This window comes from Streptomyces sp. SAI-135 (genome assembly GCF_029893805.1).
GTDB lineage: Bacteria > Actinomycetota > Actinomycetes > Streptomycetales > Streptomycetaceae > Streptomyces.
The window spans coordinates 6195388-6213565 of sequence record NZ_JARXYP010000002.1; the positions used below are offsets into that span (position 1 = coordinate 6195388).

19 protein-coding genes and 1 pseudogene are annotated in these 18178 nt (G+C 70.7%); 7 read left to right on the plus strand and 13 right to left on the minus strand.

Going from position 1 to position 18178, the window contains the following annotated elements:
- Window positions 1-79 precede the first annotated feature (79 nt).
- Together M2163_RS32745 and M2163_RS32750 are read right to left on the minus strand one after the other, a co-directional pair.
- Entirely contained in the window at window positions 80-721 is a 642-nt protein-coding gene (locus M2163_RS32745; RefSeq protein WP_280849286.1) for a response regulator transcription factor, read from the minus strand.
- The gene (locus M2163_RS32750; RefSeq protein WP_280895758.1) at window positions 718-1890 is read right to left on the minus strand and encodes a histidine kinase; all 1173 of its coding nucleotides are present in this window, start codon (window positions 1888-1890) and stop codon (window positions 718-720) included. Before M2163_RS32750 ends, M2163_RS32745 begins: the two co-directional genes overlap by 4 nt.
- A gap of 152 nt (window positions 1891-2042) precedes the next feature.
- Here M2163_RS32750 and M2163_RS32755 point away from each other — a divergent pair, with 152 nt between their 5' ends.
- Window positions 2043-2573 (plus strand): hypothetical protein, encoded by a 531-nt coding sequence (locus M2163_RS32755; RefSeq protein ID WP_280849284.1) that lies wholly within the window; start codon window positions 2043-2045, stop codon window positions 2571-2573.
- A 22-nt stretch (window positions 2574-2595) separates the two neighbouring features.
- Here M2163_RS32755 and M2163_RS32760 read toward each other — a convergent pair.
- From M2163_RS32760 to M2163_RS32775, 4 genes and pseudogenes are all read right to left on the minus strand, one after another.
- Window positions 2596-2658, minus strand: a pseudogene (locus M2163_RS32760) (cob(I)yrinic acid a c-diamide adenosyltransferase); the annotation flags it as partial.
- 52 nt (window positions 2659-2710) lie between these two features.
- Window positions 2711-3283 carry a cob(I)yrinic acid a,c-diamide adenosyltransferase gene (locus M2163_RS32765; RefSeq protein WP_280895759.1) on the minus strand — a complete coding sequence of 191 codons (573 nt, stop codon included), beginning with the start codon at window positions 3281-3283 and terminating at the stop codon, window positions 2711-2713.
- A 13-nt stretch (window positions 3284-3296) separates the two neighbouring features.
- On the minus strand, window positions 3297-4046 hold the full coding sequence (locus M2163_RS32770) for an ABC transporter permease (protein ID WP_280895760.1): 750 nt from the start codon (window positions 4044-4046) through the stop codon (window positions 3297-3299).
- 7 nt (window positions 4047-4053) lie between these two features.
- Window positions 4054-4836 carry an ATP-binding cassette domain-containing protein gene (locus M2163_RS32775; protein ID WP_280849281.1) on the minus strand — a complete coding sequence of 261 codons (783 nt, stop codon included), beginning with the start codon at window positions 4834-4836 and terminating at the stop codon, window positions 4054-4056.
- A 79-nt stretch (window positions 4837-4915) separates the two neighbouring features.
- On the opposite strand from M2163_RS32775, the gene M2163_RS32780 reads away from it, so the two are divergent.
- The 4 genes from M2163_RS32780 (at window position 4916) to M2163_RS32795 (ending at window position 9791) form a co-directional block, all read left to right on the plus strand.
- On the plus strand, window positions 4916-5554 hold the full coding sequence (locus M2163_RS32780) for a TetR/AcrR family transcriptional regulator (protein ID WP_280849280.1): 639 nt from the start codon (window positions 4916-4918) through the stop codon (window positions 5552-5554).
- A 140-nt stretch (window positions 5555-5694) separates the two neighbouring features.
- Window positions 5695-6543, plus strand: a complete 849-nt coding sequence (locus M2163_RS32785; protein ID WP_280895761.1) for a 3-hydroxyacyl-CoA dehydrogenase family protein — start codon at window positions 5695-5697, stop codon at window positions 6541-6543.
- 171 nt (window positions 6544-6714) lie between these two features.
- Window positions 6715-7038, plus strand: coding sequence for an STAS domain-containing protein (locus M2163_RS32790; RefSeq protein WP_031040714.1), 324 nt, complete (start codon window positions 6715-6717; stop codon window positions 7036-7038).
- A gap of 230 nt (window positions 7039-7268) precedes the next feature.
- Window positions 7269-9791, plus strand: a complete 2523-nt coding sequence (locus tag M2163_RS32795) for an ATP-binding protein (RefSeq protein ID WP_280895762.1) — start codon at window positions 7269-7271, stop codon at window positions 9789-9791.
- 73 nt (window positions 9792-9864) lie between these two features.
- Here M2163_RS32795 and nucS read toward each other — a convergent pair whose 3' ends face one another.
- Window positions 9865-10536 carry an endonuclease NucS gene (gene nucS / locus M2163_RS32800; RefSeq protein WP_280849277.1) on the minus strand — a complete coding sequence of 224 codons (672 nt, stop codon included), beginning with the start codon at window positions 10534-10536 and terminating at the stop codon, window positions 9865-9867.
- Window positions 10537-10791: 255 nt separating this feature from the next.
- Here nucS and M2163_RS32805 point away from each other — a divergent pair, with 255 nt between their 5' ends.
- Window positions 10792-11184, plus strand: a complete 393-nt coding sequence (locus M2163_RS32805; protein ID WP_007384741.1) for an SCO5389 family protein — start codon at window positions 10792-10794, stop codon at window positions 11182-11184.
- An 86-nt stretch (window positions 11185-11270) separates the two neighbouring features.
- Here the strand turns inward: M2163_RS32805 and M2163_RS32810 are convergent, their stop codons facing one another.
- Window positions 11271-12299 carry an LLM class flavin-dependent oxidoreductase gene (locus tag M2163_RS32810; protein WP_280895763.1) on the minus strand — a complete coding sequence of 343 codons (1029 nt, stop codon included), beginning with the start codon at window positions 12297-12299 and terminating at the stop codon, window positions 11271-11273.
- A 223-nt stretch (window positions 12300-12522) separates the two neighbouring features.
- Between M2163_RS32810 and M2163_RS32815 the strand changes: the two genes are divergently transcribed.
- Complete coding sequence (locus M2163_RS32815; RefSeq protein ID WP_280849275.1) at window positions 12523-12864, plus strand: ATP/GTP-binding protein; 342 nt, start codon at window positions 12523-12525, stop codon at window positions 12862-12864.
- Window positions 12865-12881: 17 nt separating this feature from the next.
- Here the strand turns inward: M2163_RS32815 and M2163_RS32820 are convergent, their stop codons facing one another.
- The 5 genes from M2163_RS32820 to M2163_RS32840 form a co-directional block, all read right to left on the minus strand.
- Window positions 12882-13760 (minus strand): ABC transporter permease subunit, encoded by an 879-nt coding sequence (locus tag M2163_RS32820; protein ID WP_280849274.1) that lies wholly within the window; start codon window positions 13758-13760, stop codon window positions 12882-12884.
- On the minus strand, window positions 13757-15136 hold the full coding sequence (locus M2163_RS32825) for an ABC transporter ATP-binding protein (RefSeq protein ID WP_280895764.1): 1380 nt from the start codon (window positions 15134-15136) through the stop codon (window positions 13757-13759). Before M2163_RS32825 ends, M2163_RS32820 begins: the two co-directional genes overlap by 4 nt.
- Window positions 15137-15248: 112 nt before the next feature.
- On the minus strand, window positions 15249-16019 hold the full coding sequence (locus tag M2163_RS32830; RefSeq protein ID WP_280849272.1) for an ABC transporter permease: 771 nt from the start codon (window positions 16017-16019) through the stop codon (window positions 15249-15251).
- Window positions 16020-16021: 2 nt separating this feature from the next.
- On the minus strand, window positions 16022-16978 hold the full coding sequence (locus tag M2163_RS32835; protein ID WP_280849271.1) for an ABC transporter ATP-binding protein: 957 nt from the start codon (window positions 16976-16978) through the stop codon (window positions 16022-16024).
- Between the two features lie 154 nt (window positions 16979-17132).
- On the minus strand, window positions 17133-18068 hold the full coding sequence (locus tag M2163_RS32840) for a cellulose-binding protein (RefSeq protein WP_280849270.1): 936 nt from the start codon (window positions 18066-18068) through the stop codon (window positions 17133-17135).
- Between the last annotated feature and the right edge of the window lie 110 nt (window positions 18069-18178).

The following is an 18178-nucleotide window of genomic DNA, read 5'->3' on the forward strand; positions in this document are numbered from 1 at the left end:
CTTCACACCCACGGTGCCGCGAGAATAGAAAGGTCTGGACCACGGGTCAATAGGTCTGGACCACTCTTGTATACGGCTCCTACACCCCCAACTCCTGAGCCAGCACCGCGGCTTGCACCCGGCTGCGCAGCTCCAGCTTCCCCAGCAACCGGCTGACGTGCGTCTTCACCGTCGCCTCCGCCATGTCGAGGCGGCCCGCGATGTCGGCGTTGGACAGACCCTCCCCGAGACAGGAGAGCACCTCGCGTTCCCGGCGGGTCAGGGTCTCCAGGACGGCGGGATCGGCGGTCGGCTCCCGGGTCGGCCCGGCGGCGAACTCGGCGATGAGCCGGCGGGTGACCGCGGGCGCGATCAGGCCCTCCCCGCGCGCCACGGTCCGCACCGCGTCCAGCAGATCCCCGGCCTCGGTGTTCTTCAGCAGGAAACCGGACGCGCCCGCGCGCAGCGCGCCGAACACGTACTCGTCGAGGTCGAAGGTGGTCAGCACGAGGACATCGGCGAGCCCCTCCGCGACGACCTTCCGGGTCGCCGACACCCCGTCCAGCCGGGGCATCTGGACGTCCATCAGTACCAGGTCCGGCCGCAGCTCCCGGGCCATCGCCACCGCCTGCTCACCGTCCGCCGCCTCACCGACCACCTCGATGCCGGGGGAGCTGCGCAGGATGAGGACGAGCCCGGCGCGGACGGCGGCCTGGTCCTCGGCGACGAGCACACGGATCATTCGGGGACTCCTTCACACAGGGGCAGGGTGGCGCGTACGGTCCAGCGCGCCCCGCCGGGACCCTCGGGACCGGCGTCGAACGTGCCGCCCAGCAGCGCGGCCCGCTCCCGCATCCCGACCAGACCGGCACCGGAGCCGGGGGCGCGCGGCCCGTCCCGGTCGCCGTACGGACTGCTCACCTCGACGGTCAGCGCACCGTTCCGCTCGGCGAGGGACACCGTGACCGGGCCGGGGCAGGCGTGCTTGAGGGCGTTGGTCAGCGACTCCTGGACGATCCGGTACGCGGCGAGCTCGACGGGAGCGGGCACGGTGCCGTCGTGGCAGGCGTCCAGGGTGACGTCCAGGCCGTTGGCGCGGGCGCCCTCGACGAGGGCGGCGAGGCCGTCGAGGGTGGGGACGGCGGCGGGCTCGTCGTCGCCGTCGCGCAGGATGCCGATCAGCCGCCGCATCTCGGCGAGCCCGTCGACGCTGTTCTCCCGGATCACCGACAGGGCCTCGCGGGAGGTGGCGGGATCGTCGATCGACAGGGCGGCCGTGGAGTGGATGGCGATCGCGGACAGGTGGTTGGCGACCATGTCGTGCAACTCCCGTGCCATCCGCGCCCGTTCCGCGGTCACCGCCTGGGCACGGTCCATCTCGGCGAGCAACGCGGTCTGTTCGGCGCGCAGCCGGGCGGCCTCGGCGGCGTCACGGTGGTTGCGCACGATCCAGCCGGTGGAGGCGGGCGCGTACGCCACCACCCCGACGACCACGCCGATCAGCAGCGCCTCCGGCACCCGCCACACCGCGAAGGGCACCAGCGTCCCGGCGACCGTGAGCAGCCCGGTGATCCACTGGATGCGCCGGGCCGAGGCGAGCGGGCCGTACAGCACGGCCGCGTAGACGACGTCGGTGAACATCAGGACCGTGGAGAGGTTGCCCTGGGTCACGACGTCGGCGCAGACCGCGAGGGTGCCGGTCAGCAGGGCCGTGCGGGGAGCCGCCCGGCGCAGCAGCTCGCAGCCGGACAGCACGGTGAGCGGCACCAGGACCGGCCACGGGCCGTCGAAGAGGGTGACCGGGTCGTCGGCGGGCCGGGTGCTCAGACCGATGCCCACCAGCAGCAGACCGCCGAGCAGCCCGCCGACCGCGATGTACACGTCGAAGCGGTGCGGGCGGGGGAGAGCCATGACCTCATCCAACACGGTGTCCGCGCCCCGCGCCTGATCCCCGGGGACGGTCCCGGACTGCATCTTTCGATGTACGGCGGTTTCCTCACCGCCGACGAGGAAAGCGGCCGGGGGCGCCGGGAGCCTGGAAGGGTGAACGGAGGGAGCGTGTCGTGGTCGTCGGACTGATCATCGCCTGTGAGGTGGCCTTCTGGGTGCTGCTCGCGGCCGGACTGGCCTTCCGCTACGGGCTGCGGATGCCACGGGTGGGACTCGCCCTGCTGCTGTGCGAACCGCTGCTGGAGCTCGTGCTGTTCACGGTCACCGCGGTCGACCTGAGGAACGGGGCCGAGCCCGACTGGAAGCACGGCCTGGCCGCCGTCTACATCGGCTTCACCGTGGGTCTCGGGCACTCCACGATCAAGTGGGCGGACGCCAGGGTGGCCCACCGGTTCGCGGGCGGTCCGCCACCGGTGAGGCCACCGAAGTACGGCACGGCTCGCGCCGTCCACGAGTGGAAGGTCGCGGGCCGCTGGATCCTCGCCGCGGTGGTCGCCGTGGCCCTGCTCCAGGCCGCGGTCTGGTACGTGGGCGACGGACAGACCGAGTCACTGCGCGCCTGGCAGCAGCGCATGCTGTGGGTGATCGCCATCAACCTGATCATCGCCGCCAGCTACACACTGTTCCCCAAACGCGAGCGCTAGCGCTCAGATCGCCGTTTCGCCAGCGCTCCCCGCCAGGTACCCACAGGACATCGCCCACGTCCTTGTTGGCCGTGCGCGCCAGGATGCTCCATTTCCCGGGGGCAACCCCCGGACCCCCGGCCGGAGGGGCGTGTTGGCTAGCGCTCCCCGCCAGGTACCCACAGGACATCGCCCACGTCCTTGTTGGCCGTGCGCGCCAGGATGAACAGCAGGTCCGAGAGCCGGTTCAGGTAGGTCGCGGTGAGCGGGTTCATCGTGTCGCCGTGGACTTCGAGGGCCGCCCACGTCGAGCGCTCGGCCCGGCGTACGACCGTGCAGGCCTGGTGGAGCAGGGCCGCGCCCGGGGTGCCGCCCGGCAGGATGAAGGAGCGCAGCTTCTCCAGCCGCTCGTTGAAGCGGTCGCAGTCCGCCTCCAGCTTGTCGACGTAGAACTGCTCGACCCGCAGGGGCGGGAACTGCGGGTTATCGACCACGGGCGTGGACAGGTCGGCTCCGACGTCGAAGAGGTCGTTCTGCACCCGGGTCAGGACCGCGACGACCTCCTCGTCGAGCCCGCCCAGGGCGATCGCCGTGCCGATCACCGCGTTCGCCTCGTTGGCGTCCGCGTACGCGGAGATCCGCAGATCGGTCTTGGCGACCCGGCTCATGTCGCCGAGGGCGGTGGTGCCCTGGTCGCCGGTCCTGGTGTAGATGCGCGTCAGATTGACCATGGGGCCAGGGTAATTACGCCCCGGCCGTGCGGAACACGCGTGTGCCGACCGTCACGGCCAGGCCCGCGAAGCCGGCGGCGACCAGGACGCCGTACAGCATGTGGTCCGTGGTGTACGCGCCGACGTACGCGTCCCGCATGGCGTCCACCAGATAGCGGAACGGCATGAAGTGCGAGAGGACGTCCAGCCAGGCCGGGCCCAGGGTCATCGGGAGCATCAGGCCGGACAGCAGCATGGACGGCATGCTGACCGCGTTGACCAGCGGACCGAACTCCTGGGGCGTGCGGACCTTCATCGCCAGCGCGTACGACAGCGAGGCCAGCGAGACGGTCAGCAGCGCGACGAACCCGAAGCCGATCAGGATGCCGGCCACCGGAGCCCGCAGTCCCATCGCGACCGCGGCCAGCACCAGCAGCACCGCCTGGAAGACGAAGACCGTGGCGTCCCGCAGCACCCTGCCCAGCAGCAGGGCGAGCCGGCTGATGGGGGTGACCCGCATGCGCTCCAGGATGCCCTGGCCCTTCTCCAGGATGATCATGAAGCCCGCGAACAGCGCTCCGAACAGTCCGAGTTGGAGCAGCAGTCCCGGCACCAGCACCTGCCAGGAGCTGCCGCGCCCGCCGAGCGGGAGCCCGGTCAGCAGCGGACCGAAGAACACCAGGTACAGCAGTGGCATCAGGACGCCGAACAGCAGCGCGAAGCGGGAGCGCAGGGACTGGCGCAGGTAGCGGCCGTAGACGAGCGCGGTGTCGTGAAGAAGCATGGCTTTCCTATACGGCTACGGGGGCGGCGTCGGCCGGGAGGGGACCCCGGCCGGTGATCGCGAGGAACGTGTCCTGGAGCGAGGCGTCGATCGAGCCGCCGTACTCCAGTTTCAGGGCGCTCGGGGTGCCCTCGGCCACGACCACGCCCTGGTCGACGATCACGAGGCGGTCGGCGAGGGCGTCGGCCTCGTCGAGGTAGTGGGTGGTCAGGAAGACGGTCGTGCCGTGCTCGTCGCGCAGCCGGCGGACCAGGTCCCACAGGCCGGCGCGGCTCGCGGGGTCCAGGCCGGTGGTCGGCTCGTCGAGGAACAGCACCTTCGGGCGGTGCGCGAGTGCCATCGCGATGTCGAGGCGGCGGCGCTGACCGCCGGAGAGCGTGCCGCACTTGCGGTCGAGCAGCTCGGTGAGGTCCAGGTCGCGGGCCAACTCGGCCGCGCGCGCCGCTGCTTGCGCTTTCGTCAGGCGGTACAGGCGGCCCTGGGTGACCAGTTCCTCCCGTACGGAGATCTGCGGGTCCACCCCGCCGGACTGGGCCACGTACCCGCACACCCGGCGCACCCCGGCGGCGTCGGTCGCGAGGTCGTGGCCGGCGACGGTGGCCGCGCCGCCGGTGGGTTCGAGCAGGGTCGTGAGCATCCGGAGCGTGGTGGTCTTCCCGGCGCCGTTGGGGCCGAGGAAGCCGAGGATCTCACCCTCGCGGACGGTCAGATCGATACCGCGCACGGCTTCCACGGGGCCGCGCCGGGTCTGGAAGGTACGGGCGAGCGAGGCCGTACTGATGATGGGCATGGGCCAAGAAAAACAGAGTCTCTGAAAGTTTGCAATGGCCCCAAAATTTAAGACGGCCCATGAAGCTAGCATTTGTCCCATGACAGAGGGGCTCAGGGAGCGGAAGAAGCGCGAGACCAGGCAGCGGATCTCGGACATCGCCACGGGGCTGTTCCTGGAGCACGGTTTCGTCACGGTGACGATCGCCGAGGTGGCGGACGCCGCCGACGTGTCCGTGAACACCGTCTACAACTACTTCCCGACCAAGGAGGACCTCTTCCTCGACCGGAGCAAGGGCGTCGTCGACCGCCTCTCTCGCTGGGTGCGCGGGCGGGACGTGGGCGAGTCGGCGGCGGCGGCCGTACTGAGGGAACTGCGCGACGAGGTCGAGGCGGTCTCGCCCCGGGTCGGCCTGATGCCGGGCTATGACCGTTTCATGCGGGTCATCCACGACGCACCCCCGCTCCGCTCCCGGCTGTGGAGCATCCAGCAGGAAGTCCAGGAGAACCTGGAGACGACCCTCCGGGAGGAGACGGGTGCCGCGCCCGACGATCCGCTGCCCGCCCTGATCGCGGGTCAGATCAACTGGATCCACCAGACGGTCATGGGCAGCATCGGACGCGAGATGGTCGCAGGGCGCGAACCGGACGAAGTGTCACGAGAGACACTCGCGCTCCTCGACGACATGGAGGAGTTGTTGAGCGACAAGGTGCTCAACTACGCCGTACGAGACCACTGATGACGCCCGCCGGTGTGATGTCCGTCAGATGAGACGTGACGCGCATTACTAACCGGTCACACAGCCCTTCCCGAGCGCTAGTGTCCGCCGCAGAGACAACGTAAACAGGGCGTAAGGCGTTTCAAAGGGGAGTCGCAACAGTGGCACGGAAGCTTGCCGTCATCGGCGCCGGCTTGATGGGTTCCGGCATCGCTCAGGTCTCCGCCCAGGCGGGCTGGGACGTGGTTCTGAGGGACGTCACCGACGAGGCGCTGAAACGCGGTACCGACGGCATCAAGGCTTCGTACGACAGGTTCGTCGGCAAGGGCAGGCTGGAGGCGCACGACGCCGACGCGGCCCTCGCCCGGATCACCGCGACCACCGATCTGGACGCGGCCGCCGACGCCGATGTCGTCGTCGAGGCCGTGTTCGAGAAGCTGGAGGTCAAGCACGAGATCTTCCGCGCGCTCGACAAGATCGTGCGCCCGGACACCGTGCTCGCCTCCAACACCTCCGCGATCCCGATCACCAAGATCGCGGCGGCCACCGAGCGCCCGGAGCGGGTCGTCGGCGTGCACTTCTTCTCGCCGGTGCCGATGATGCAGCTCGTCGAGCTGGTCCGCGGCTACAAGACGAGCGACGAAACCCTCGCCACCGCGCGGGAGTTCGCCGAGTCCGTCGGCAAGACCTGCATCGTCGTGAACCGGGACGTGGCGGGGTTCGTGACCACCCGTCTCATCTCCGCCCTCGTCGTCGAGGCGACCAAGCTCTACGAGTCGGGCGTCGCGACCGCCGAGGACATCGACCTCGCCTGCAAGCTGGGCTTCGGCCACGCCATGGGCCCGCTCGCCACGGCGGACCTGACCGGCGTCGACATCCTGCTGCACGCGACCAGCAACATCTACACCGAGTCCCAGGACGAGAAGTTCGCCCCGCCGGAGCTGATGCGCCGGATGGTGGACGCCGGTGACATCGGACGCAAGAGCGGGCAGGGCTTCTACAAGCACTGACGGCTTTTTCCGTCCCCGTAACCGCACAAGCCCCACGAGTTTCACACTCTGGGGTGAATTCGGTATCGGTTCGCTTACAGACGGCAACCTCCGACCGCTCCGCGCAGTCAGAGGTGTCATCACTGGACATTCAGATTCGTGGAGTACTGCACGCACTCACGGGGAGCGCATATGTACATCAGGGGCGACCACGCCGAGCTGGTCGTCGGGGGCCGCCTCGACGTCCGCAGCGCGGCGGACGCCCGTACGGTCCTGCACTCGGCCGTCGACGACGGAGTCGGCGACCTGGTGCTGGACCTGTCCGAGCTGGACTCCTGGGACGCCACCGGTCTCGGGGTGATCATGGGGGCCCACCGCAGGGCCGGGCGCTGCGGCCGCCGGCTGGTGCTGCGCGACGTACCGCCGCAGATGCAACGCCTCCTGGTCGCCACCCGGCTGCACCGGATCCTGGCGATCGAGGGCGGCATCGGCGTGGAGTCGCTGCCCCGCGTCTGACCCGGGCCGACGTGGCGAAACGCAGGTCCCGCGCAATCCTCACGAGACTGTGACGTCTCGGACGGCGCGGTACCCCGGGCTGTCGTAGATACTGTGCGAAGGTTTAGGGTTCGGTCGCCCGCTGTCTGCATCCCTTCCAGCGGGCCCGGACCAGAAGCGACAGCGCGGTGTGCTGCAGGCCGGGAGGGGCCACTGACGGCACACGAGACGCTTTTGGGGGGCTTGAACCTATGGACCCGAACAACCGGGGACCCGAGGAGTACGGCCATGACGACGACGGCGGTTCGCCGCGTCAGCGGCCTCCCAGGGACTCCCTCACATCCGACTTCGGCCAGCACTCGCCCGCGCTCGCCCGCACCGTGCAGCTCGTCGCCGGCGACTTCCTGCTCACCGTCAACCCCGTCGACGGCAGCGAGATAGAGGCCTGCCCGCCCGGCGAGCGCCCTGGACGGCCCGAGAAGTTCGGCGCCGCGGAACGCGCGGAGGTGGACCGCGCGGCCCGCCCGCCCGTCCCGCCCGGACCCACCCGCACCGCGCTGCCCCTCCTGGCCCGCCAGGACGAGCGCGAGCGACTCGTACGGCTGCTCGCCCGCGGCCGCTCGGTGCGCCTGACCGGCCCGGCAGGATCCGGCCGCACCAGCCTCCTCGACGTCGTCGCCGAGGACTGCTCGGACCTCGCCCCCGACGGCGTGGTCCGTCTCACCGGCTTCAACCGCACGGCGAACGAGCTGCTGTACGACCTCTTCTACGCCGTCTTCGACGCGCCCCTGCACCGCCCCGACCGCGAGGAGCTGCTCTCCTGCGTCCGGGAGATCGGCGCGGTCGTCGTCCTCGACGACATCGAGTTCGGCGGCGCGGCCCTCGACGAACTGCTGGACGCCACCCCCGAGTGCGCCTTCGTGATCGGCGCGACGCCCGACGTGCCCGCGCCCTCGGCCGACTCCGCCGTCGAGGAGGTCTTCCTCAGCGGCCTGGAGCGCGCCGACGGCGTGGAACTCCTGGAGCGTTCCGTCGGCCGGGTGCTGACGGAGGAGGAGGCGAACTGGGCGGGCGACCTCTGGTTCGAGTCCGAGGGCCTGCCCCTGCGCTTCGTCCAGGCCGGCGCCCTGCTCAGGCAGCGTGACCGGCTGCGGGCCGGGGCCAACGCCGTCGACGAGTTCGGCGTCTTCGCGGACGCGGCCCCGATCGACACCCCGTTCGCCCCCGACGAGGGGGAGGAGATACCGCTGCCCGCGCTCGGCGAGGCCGCGGCCCCCGCCCCGCTGCTCGCCTCCCGGCTCAGCGGGTCCGCCCGCGCCACCCTGCGGTTCGCCGTCGCGCTCGGCGGCGAGGTGCCCCACCAGGCGCACCTGCCCGCGCTGATCGGCGACACCCACGCGGACGCCGCCCTCGGCGAGCTCGCGGACTGCGGTCTGGTCTCCCCGGTCGGCTCCCGCTACCGGCTCGCCGCCGGAGTCCTCGCCCAGCTGGAGGCCGCCGGATACGGCGACGACACCGAGAGCCGCGCCCTCACCGCCGCCCAGCACTACAGCTGGTGGGCCGGGCACCCCTCGGTCACCCCGGAGCGGGTGTGCGCCGAGGCCGACGCCCTGCTCGCCGCCCTCGCCGTCCTGGTCCCGGGTACCACCGCGCCCGACGAGGGCGAGCAGGCCGTCACCGTGCAGCTGGCCCGCACGGCGGCGCCCGCGTTCGCCGCCGGCGGCCACTGGGGCGCCTGGGAGCGTTCGCTGCGGGCCGGTTCCGAGGCCTCCCGGCTCGCCGGGGAGGTGTCCGAACAGGCCTACTTCCACCACGAGCTCGGCATCCTCGCCCTCTGCGGCGGACAGCTCGACCGGGCCCGCGCCGAGCTGGAGGCCTCCATCGGCCTGCGCGGCGCCCTCGCCGACAAGCGCGGCACCGTCGCCGGCCGCCGTGCCCTCACCCTGGTCTCCGACCGGGACGGCAGCGCGCCCGGCCTGGCGGCGGCCCTCGGCGCGACGGCGGGCGAGGAGGTGCCCGACGCCCGGTACGACGAGTCCGCCTCACCGCCCGGGGGAGTCCCGGCCGCCTTCCCGCCGCTCCAGCCCCCGGCCGACTCGCAGACGATCGTCGTCCACCGCTCGCCCACCACGCCCGCGCCCTCCCGCAAGGCCCGCGGCGGACTCAAGGGCCTCGCCAAGCGCAACCTCGTCGCGGCCGGCGCGGGCGCGCTGCTGGTCGCGGTGCTCGGCACGGTCGTCACCCTGGGCGCCACCTCCGACAACGACCCCAACGCCCCGTCCGACCAGGTCGGCGTCAACCCGTCGGCCAGCGTCGGCATCGACGACGGCAACCTCGGGGCGGACGTCCCGAAGAACGACGACGGCAAGGGCGACACCGGTACGGCCACCTCCCGTCCGACCGACCCGGGGCCCGACGGGACGTACGGGACCTCGGACGACCCGACCCCGACGGGCGGCGCTGAGCCCAGCGACGATCCGAGCGGGACGAAGGGGACGGGGAGCACGCCGAGTTCGCCGAAGCCGTCGACTCCCAAGCCTTCGACGTCGAAGCCGTCGACACCGTCGACTCCGACGGATCCGGGAACCCCGTCCACGTCGCCGACCGGGCCATCGGGCTCACCCACTCCCACGCCCACGCCCACCCCGACCGACACCACCCCGAGCAACTCCACCTCGGCCAGCGGCCCCGCCTCCACCGCCCCCGTGGAGTCCAGCTCGGCCAGTGCCCCCGAGAGCGGCACCGCGAGCTCGCCGAGCGGGACGGTCATCTAGGAGCAGGGACACACAGGAGGGCCGGGTCCGTCACACGGACCCGGCCCTCGTCCTCGTAGGAGAGAAGGCGCTGTCAGAACAGCCGCAGCTTGTCGTCCTCGATGCCCCGCAGCGCGTCGTAGTCCAGGACCGTGCAGCCGATGCCGCGGTCGGTGGCCAGGACGCGGGCCTGGGGCTTGATCTCCTGGGCGGCGAAGATGCCGCGGACCGGGGCGAGATGGGGGTCGCGGTTCAACAGGTCGAGATAGCGGGTGAGTTGCTCCACGCCGTCGATCTCGCCGCGCCGCTTGATCTCCACCGCGACGGTCTGTCCCTCGGCGTCCCGGCACAGGATGTCGACCGGGCCGATGGCCGTCATGTACTCACGGCGGATCAGGGTGTAGCCCTCGCCGAGCGTTTCGATGCGGTCGGCGAGCAGCTCCTGAAGGTGTGCTTCCACGCCGTCCTTGATCAGGCCGGGGTCGACGCCCAGTTCGTGCGAGGAGTCGTGGAGAACCTCCTCCATCGTGATGATGAGCTTCTCGCCCGCCTTGTTGATGACGGTCCAGACGCCTTCCTCCTCGCCGGCCCCCTCCTTCAACGTGCAGGGCGGCGACATCCAGTTCAGGGGCTTGTAGGCCCGGTCGTCGGCGTGGATGGAGACGCTGCCGTCGGCCTTCACCAGGATGAGACGGGGGGCCGAGGGCAGGTGGGCGGTGAGCCGGCCCGCGTAGTCGACGGAACACCGGGCAATGACGAGACGCATGGTCGGCAACGCTACTCGACGGGCGCATGTCCACGCGATTCGGCCCGTAAGGCTGTGGAGAAACCCTGTTCACTTGTGGCCGATTGTGGGCCTGTTGGGAGTGCCCTTTGTTCGCATTCTCCTGGTGCCGTCACGGTCCGTTGCCTACCGTAGTAAACGGGAGGTCGCGAGGCATGTACTGAGCGTGTCCGGCAGCGCGGCGTCCCTCATCTGTCCGGCAACCCCTGAGGACTCAGGGGTGCGAGAGGAGAACCCATGTCGCTCGACGTCTCACCGGCCCTACTCGAGAAGGCCGAGCGAGGCGAGGTCGACGAAGCCGAATTCGTCGACTGCGTCCGGACCTCCCTGCCCTACGCGTGGGAGATGATCAGCTCCCTGGTGGCCCAGCTGAAGGTCGACGGCGGCAACTTCGCCGACAACCAGACGCCCCCGCCGGACGAGCAGGCACGCGGTCAGCTGCTGCGTGCGCTTGCGAGTGACGCGATACGCGGCGCGCTGCAGCGGCACTTCGGTGTGCGGCTGGCCTTCCAGAACTGCCACCGGGTGGCGGTGTTCCCGTTGGACTCCTCTGTCGACGAGACGCTCGTCCGCTTCACCTCGGTGCGCAGTCAGCTGCTGAACCAGTCTCCGGAGTTCCGGGACTGCTGACGCGGCGCCGCTTGCTTGCCGCTCCGTACGCGGGAGGTGCATCAGTACCGGGGCGGCAAGCTCCCGCCGGACAGGGTTGTCTCGTTTCAGGTCAGGTTCGGCAGCACTTCCGCACCCAGCCGCCGTACGTTCTCCTCGGTGGCCGCCAGGTCTCCCGAGCCCTCGACGAGCAGGGCGAAGCGGGAGACGCCCGTCCGTTCGCTGGTCGCCGCGAGGCGGTCGGCGGCGAGCCGCGGGGTCCCCACCGGGTGCAGTCCGCAGAGCAGTTCGGTGTAGGCCACCGGATCGCGCATCTGCCGTGCGCGGCCGTCGACGGTGATGTGGGCGCCGAGCCCCTGCCTGAGCCAGCCCGGCATCGCCTTCATCAGCGTCTCCACCGCGTCGGTGCGCCGGTCCGCGAGCTGGCAGACACCGGCCGACACGTGCGGCGCGTCCAGCACCTTCTCCGGCGGGTGGCCGGCGGCGCGCGCCTGCCTGCGCCACAGCGCGACCATCTCCGCCTTCTCCTCGTCCCCGACGTGCATCCCGAGCAGCATCGGCAGCCCGCGCTCGGCGGCCAGCCGGACACTCGCAGGGGAGGTGCAGGCGACGATCACCTCGGGTCCTTCCGTCTCCGTGAGCGCCTCCGACGGCCGCGGTACGACCGGCACTTCGCGGAAGCGGAAGCGCTCGCCGTCCGCCCCGACGGACGGCTCGCGCAACCACCGCACCAGCAGATCGAGTGATTCCGGGAACCCCTTCTCGTACGCGTCCAGACCCGAGCCGAACACCTCCAGGTCGACCCACGGCCCGCCGCGCCCCAGGCCCAGCGAGAAGCGTCCGCCGCTCGTCAGGTGCAGCAGCGCGGCCTGCTCGCCGAGCTGAACGGGGTGCACCGTGGGCAGCACGCTCACGGCGGTGCCGACCCGGATGCGACGCGTGCGGCCCAGCAGTAAGGCGGCGAGGGTGATCGCCGACGGGCAGGTGCCGTACGGCACGAAATGGTGTTCTGCCAGCCAGACCGCGTCGAGTCCGGCCTCCTCCGCGACCTCGGCCGAGCGGACCGCGCGGTGCAGCGCCTCCCCCTGGCCCTGCCCCGGGAACTGGGCCGCCAACACGAAACTTCCAACGTGCATGTGCTTTTCCTGCTTCCTTGGCTCCGACACGGAGCTCCCCCACACGGCATAACCGCCTGACACGTGCCGAGGACACGGCCTGGCGGGGAGATTTGCCGATTGTCTGCAGAATGGGTCGCCCCGGAGGGGGACTTGTGGGGGTTGGTGCCCTACGCGTACCCCGCCGTGTCCCGCGTAGGCTGGACACGGTCCCTGCTTCCTGTATAGCCCCGTGAGGTGTCCTGTGTCCCCGCGTCGCAACCGACCCAAGGGTTCCGGTTCGTCGGACTCGGCCGGCCGGAGTGCCGAGGACGACCGTTCCGGCCGGTACGGCGGCTTCCAGTCCTCGACGCACTGGCAGGGCGAGGACTGGAACGTCCGGCATGTGGCGGGGGCGAGCGCGCAGGGCAAGACGTACCGCTGCCCGGGCTGCGACCAGATGATCCCGGACGGCGTCCCGCACGTGGTGGCCTGGCCGGACCACTCGGGCGTCGACGAGCGCAGACACTGGCACAAGGCGTGCTGGAACGCGCGGGACCGCCGCACCACGCGGGTGCAGCGGTCCCGTAACGCGCCGAAGTTCTGAGCCTCGAAGGGGCTCCTCTACACGTCCCGCTTCTCCAGCAGCGCGAACGCGGCGGCGAACACCGCGGCCGTCACGCCGAGCATGATCCACAGCGGGTCCCAGCCCGAAGGGCCGGACTCGGTGAGGGAGTTGGAGTAGAAGACGCTGAGCTGGCTCGGGATGGAGTACTCGAACAGCGCCTGCCGCACGTCCTCCAGGGACTGCGAGAACATGAACAGCGCGATGACCAGCGGGGCGAGCACGACACCGATCATGAGGGTGATCGCGCCCGCCGAGTGCCGGATGATCGAGCCGACGATCAGCGAGAGCAGCCCGAGCAGCGCGATGTAGAGCGAGATGCCGACGGTGCCCTTCAGCCACTCCTGGCCGGTCGGGGTGCGGGCGCTGTCCAGCAGGGCCACGTCCGCGAGGGCGACGACGAGGACCGAGACGAGGGTGGTCACGAAGGCGACGGCGAAGAACACGACCGCCTTCGCCGCGAGGACCCGGCCGCGCGAGGGGCAGGCGACCATCGTCGTACGGATCATCCCGGTGCCGTACTCCGACGCCGTGGTCAGCACGCCGAGCGTGATCACGCACATGCTGCCGAGCAGCAGACCGAAGAACCCGAACGACAGCGGGTTCTCGTCCCGCAGGCTCTCCTGGGACGCGTTGGCCGCGAGCAGCGCGGCGACCGCGAGGCCGATCCCGACGTTGAGAACGACGAACACGCCCAGCGTCCAGATCGTCGACCGCACCGACCGGATCTTCGTCCACTCGGACGCGATGGCGTGCCCGAGGTGCGTGCGCACGACGGGGATCGGCGAGGTGTAACCGGCGTACGACGGCCCGCTCGCCGCCTGCCAGTTCGGCACGGCGGGCTGGGCCTGCGGCATCGAAGGCTGCGGGGTGCTCATCGGGCGTCCTCGGGCTCGGTCGGGGTGGCGGGGGCTGATGCCTGCGGGGCAGGAGCGGCGGTCGGGGCGGACGCGGCCGCGGTTGTGGGCGACGCCTGCTCCGGAGCGGGTGCGGGGGCCTGCGGTGCGGGTGCGGCCGCCGGGGAGTGGGGCACGGGTGCGGCGGCCGGAGGCTGGGCGGCGTGCGCCTGGGTCTGCGGCTGTGCCCCGGGAGCCTGTGCCGGGGGCTGGGGGCCTCCCTGGGGGGCCGTGGGGCCCGGCTGGGCGTAGGGGTTGGGCGTGCCCGCGCCGGGGCCGCCGTACGAGCCGGGCTGTGCCTGGCCCTGCGGGCCCCCGAAGGGCTGCCCGCCCTGCTGGGGCGGCGGCGGGGCGTACCAGCCCGGCTGGCCCTGGCCCGGTACCGGCATGGGGGGCTGCGCGCCCGGCGGCAGGGGCTGCATCAGCCCCGCCTTCTGGTCGGTGGTCGAGCGGTAGTCCACCGCGCCCTGCGTCATCCGCATGTACGCCTCCTCCAGCGAGGCCTGGTGCGGCGACAGCTCCCACAGGCGTACGTCCGTGTCGTGCGCGATGTCGCTGATGCGGGGCAGGGGCAGCCCGGTGACCCGCAGCGCTCCGTCCTGCTCCGGCAGGACGTGTCCGCCCGCCTCGGTGATCGCGGCCGACAGCTTCTCCCGCAGCTGCGGCTCGGTGTCGGGGGTGCGCACCCGCGCGAAGCCCGCGGAGTTCGCCGCGATGAAGTCCTGGATGCTCATGTCGGCGAGCAGCTGCCCGCGCCCGATGACGATGAGGTGGTCCGCGGTCAGCGCCATCTCGCTCATCAGGTGCGAGGAGACGAAGACCGTACGGCCCTCCGCCGCCAGTGCCTTCATGAGGTTGCGCACCCACAGGATGCCCTCGGGGTCGAGCCCGTTGACCGGCTCGTCGAAGAGCAGCACCTGGGGGTCGCCGAGGAGCGCGGCCGCGATCCCGAGCCGCTGGCCCATGCCGAGCGAGAAGCCCTTGGACCGCTTGCGGGCCACGTCCTGGAGGCCGACCACGCCCAGCACCTCGTCCACCCGGCGGGCCGGGATCCCGGAGAGCTGGGCCAGGCACAGCAGGTGGTTGCGGGCCGCCCGTCCGCCGTGCACCGCCTTGGCGTCGATCAGGGCACCGACCTGGCGGGCCGCGTTGGGCAGCCTGCGATACGGGTAGCCGCCGATCGTCACCTGCCCCGAGGTGGGGTTGTCCAGCCCGAGGATCATCCGCATGGTCGTCGACTTGCCCGAGCCGTTGGGGCCCAGGAAGCCGGTGACGGTACCGGGACGCACCTGGAAGGAAAGGTTGTACACAGCGGTCTTGTCGCCGTAGCGCTTGGTCAGGCCGACTGCCTCGATCATGCTCCGCACCCATCGCAAGGTTCAGGACAGCGGGGCACACGCCCCCCGTAAGAGTTAGGAGCTTATCGGGGCGCTGACGGTTCCGCTCACAGGAAAGACAGGGCTCCTCGCGTCACGCGTCCCGCTTCTTCAACAGGACATAACCGCCGATCAGGGCGGCCGCCACCCACAGCGCCATGATCCCGAGCCCGCCCCAGGGACCGTAGGGGGTGTCGTCGTCGATCGGAGTGACCACCTGCATGATCTTGCTGCCGGCCTGGTCCGGCAGGAACCGGCCGATTTTCTTCGTCGCCGAGACATTGCCCAGGATGTTGGAGATCAGGAAGAAGAACGGCATCAGGATGCCCAGCGAGAGCATCGGCGAGCGCAGCATCGCGGCGACGCCCATCGAGAACATCGCGATGAGGGTCATGTAGAGGCCGCCGCCGATCACGGCGCGCAGGACACCCGGGTCGCCGATCTCCGCCCGGTGCGAGCCGAGCATCGCCTGCCCGAGGAAGAAGGTGACGAAGCTCGTGATCAGGCCCACGACGAGGCACAGGCCGGTCGCCACCGCGATCTTGCTCACCAGGAAGGTGGCGCGCTGCGGCACCGCGGCGAGCGAGGTGCGGATCATGCCGGTGCTGTACTCGTTGGAGACGACGAGCACCCCGAACACGATCATCGCGAGCTGCCCGAGGCTCATCCCGGCGAAGCTGATGAAGGTCGGGTCGAAGGAGAGCTTGTCCTCGCGGCTCATGTTGTCGAACTCGTTCTTCGACAGGGCCGAGATCAGGATGCCGAGCCCGATGGTGACGACCACGGCGAGGGAGAGCGTCCACACCGTGGAGGCCACCGACCGGATCTTGGTCCACTCGGAGCGGATGACCTGGGTCGCCGCCATGGTCAGTTCCCCTTCCAGCCGTCGCCCCAGGCCTGTTGCTGCCCGGGCGGCGCGTCGCTGTGTGCGTGGTACTCGACCGACTCCGCGGTCAACTGCATGAACGCCTCCTCCAGGGAGGCCTGTTGGGGGCTCAGCTCGTGCAGCACGATCTGGTGCTGGGCGGCCAGCTCACCGATGTACTCGGACTTGCTGCCGTCGACCTCCAGCGTGCCGTTGCCGGTCTCCACGACGGTGACCCCGGACGCGTGCAGCACGTCCAGCAGCCGCTCGCGCTGCGGGGTGCGGATACGGACGTAGGACCGCGAGTTCTGTGCGATGAAGTCGGCCATGGAGGTGTCGGCGAGCAGCCGGCCCTGACCGATGACGACGAGGTGGTCGGCGGTCAGCGCCATCTCGCTCATGAGGTGCGAGGAGACGAAGACCGTACGGCCCTGCGCCGCGAGGGACTTCATCAGATTGCGGATCCAGTGGATGCCCTCGGGGTCGAGCCCGTTGACCGGCTCGTCGAACATCAGGATCCGCGGGTCGCCGAGCAGCGCGCCCGCGATGCCGAGCCGCTGGCCCATGCCGAGCGAGAACCCCTTGGCCTTCTTCCGCGCGACGGCCGTCAGACCGACCGTGTCGAGGACCTCGTGCACCCGCTTCTTCGGGATGCCGTTGCTCTGGGCCAGGCACAGCAGGTGGTTGTAGGCGCTGCGCCCGCCGTGCATGGCCTTCGCGTCCAGCAGGGCGCCGATGTACTTGAGCGGGTCCTTGAGCTGGTCGTAGTGCTTGCCGTCGATACGGACGTCCCCGGCGGTGGGCCGGTCCAGGCCCAGCATCATCCGCATGGTGGTCGACTTGCCGGCGCCGTTGGGACCGAGGAAGCCCGTGACGATGCCCGGTCTGACGGTGAACGTCAGATTGTTGACCGCCACCTTCTCGCCGTACCGCTTCGTCAGGCCCGCCAGCTCGATCATGCGGACCACGCTAGGTGGGCGCCGGGGCGGATGCCACTCCTATGGGCAAACGGAGACCGACGGACACGGTAAGAAGTCCGAATGCGCCCGGGTACGCCAAGAGCCCGCACCTGTCGGGGGAGAAGGTGCGGGCCCTTGATGCCGTCAGACGGTGTTACCGGGACTGCTGGGCCGGAACCCCGCGGGAGATCGGCTCGTCGTCGGCCGGGGAGCCGGCGGCGGCCACCGCGGCGCCCGTGAGCGTGGCGAGCATCTCGCGGACGTTCGTCAGCTGGGCGTTGATCGAGTCGCGGCGGTTCGTCAGAGCAGCCAGCTCGCGCTCGGATTCCGAACGGATCCGGTCGGCCTTGGCGTTGGCGTCGGCCACGATGTCCTCGGCCTGGCGCTGCGCGGTCTCCACCGTCTGGCGGGCGCGGCGCTCGGCGTCGGTACGCAGCTTCTCGGCCTCCAGGCGCAGCTGCTCCGCGCGGTGCTCGATCTCCGCGAGACGCTTCTCCGCCTTCTGCTGACGCGAGGCCAGGTCGCGCTCGGACTGCTCCCGGCGCTTGGCGAGGTTCGTCTCGAAGTCGGCGGCGGCCTGAGCGGCCTTGGCGCGGGTCTCCTCGAAGAGGGCGTCCGCCTCCTCACGCTTGGACTGCGCGTCCTTCTGGGCCTCGGAACGCAGCTGGGACGCGTCGCTCTTGGCCTTCTCGACGATCCGGACGCCCTCGTCCTCCGCCTTGGCCTTGCGCTCCGCAGCGAACGATTCTGCGTCGTTGCGGACCTGCTGGGCCGCCGACTCGGCGAGTTCGCGGTGCTGCTCGGCCGCGCGACGGGCCTCCTCGCGCAGGTCCTTGGCCTCCTCCTCGGCGAGGCGGAGGATCTTCTCGACACGCGCGCCGAGACCGGCGTACGACGGCTCGGCGTCGCTTACCTGGGCCTGGGCGTTCTGCGTCTCGAGGTGGAGCTCCTCGATGCGCTTTTCCAGAGCGGTGATGCGGGAGAGAGCGCTGTCACGGTCGGAGACGAGCTTGGAGATCCGTTCGTCCACCTGAGCGCGGTCGTACCCACGCCGCACAAGCTCGAAGCCGTAGGGGGAAGTGTCGCTCATGGGGTTCCTGTCAAATGAGACCGGTGAGGTGATAGGGGGAATCCTAGGGGCCGAAGCGGTGTGTCATCGAGCGGATACGTGTTTGATCTGGAGAATGACACCCCTTTTGA

Coding starts and splice junctions, on each gene's coding strand:
- M2163_RS32745 (WP_280849286.1), bottom strand. CDS start 721: ATGATCCGTGTGCTCGTCGCCGAGGACCAGGCCGCCGTCCGCGCCGGG.
- M2163_RS32750 (WP_280895758.1), bottom strand. CDS start 1,890: ATGGCTCTCCCCCGCCCGCACCGCTTCGACGTGTACATCGCGGTCGGC.
- M2163_RS32765 (WP_280895759.1), bottom strand. CDS start 3,283: ATGGTCAATCTGACGCGCATCTACACCAGGACCGGCGACCAGGGCACC.
- M2163_RS32770 (WP_280895760.1), bottom strand. CDS start 4,046: ATGCTTCTTCACGACACCGCGCTCGTCTACGGCCGCTACCTGCGCCAG.
- M2163_RS32775 (WP_280849281.1), bottom strand. CDS start 4,836: ATGCCCATCATCAGTACGGCCTCGCTCGCCCGTACCTTCCAGACCCGG.
- M2163_RS32780 (WP_280849280.1), top strand. CDS start 4,916: ATGACAGAGGGGCTCAGGGAGCGGAAGAAGCGCGAGACCAGGCAGCGG.
- M2163_RS32790 (WP_031040714.1), top strand. CDS start 6,715: ATGTACATCAGGGGCGACCACGCCGAGCTGGTCGTCGGGGGCCGCCTC.
- M2163_RS32795 (WP_280895762.1), top strand. CDS start 7,269: ATGGACCCGAACAACCGGGGACCCGAGGAGTACGGCCATGACGACGAC.
- nucS (WP_280849277.1), bottom strand. CDS start 10,536: ATGCGTCTCGTCATTGCCCGGTGTTCCGTCGACTACGCGGGCCGGCTC.
- M2163_RS32805 (WP_007384741.1), top strand. CDS start 10,792: ATGTCGCTCGACGTCTCACCGGCCCTACTCGAGAAGGCCGAGCGAGGC.
- M2163_RS32810 (WP_280895763.1), bottom strand. CDS start 12,299: ATGCACGTTGGAAGTTTCGTGTTGGCGGCCCAGTTCCCGGGGCAGGGC.
- M2163_RS32820 (WP_280849274.1), bottom strand. CDS start 13,760: ATGAGCACCCCGCAGCCTTCGATGCCGCAGGCCCAGCCCGCCGTGCCG.
- M2163_RS32825 (WP_280895764.1), bottom strand. CDS start 15,136: ATGATCGAGGCAGTCGGCCTGACCAAGCGCTACGGCGACAAGACCGCT.
- M2163_RS32830 (WP_280849272.1), bottom strand. CDS start 16,019: ATGGCGGCGACCCAGGTCATCCGCTCCGAGTGGACCAAGATCCGGTCG.
- M2163_RS32835 (WP_280849271.1), bottom strand. CDS start 16,978: ATGATCGAGCTGGCGGGCCTGACGAAGCGGTACGGCGAGAAGGTGGCG.
- M2163_RS32840 (WP_280849270.1), bottom strand. CDS start 18,068: ATGAGCGACACTTCCCCCTACGGCTTCGAGCTTGTGCGGCGTGGGTAC.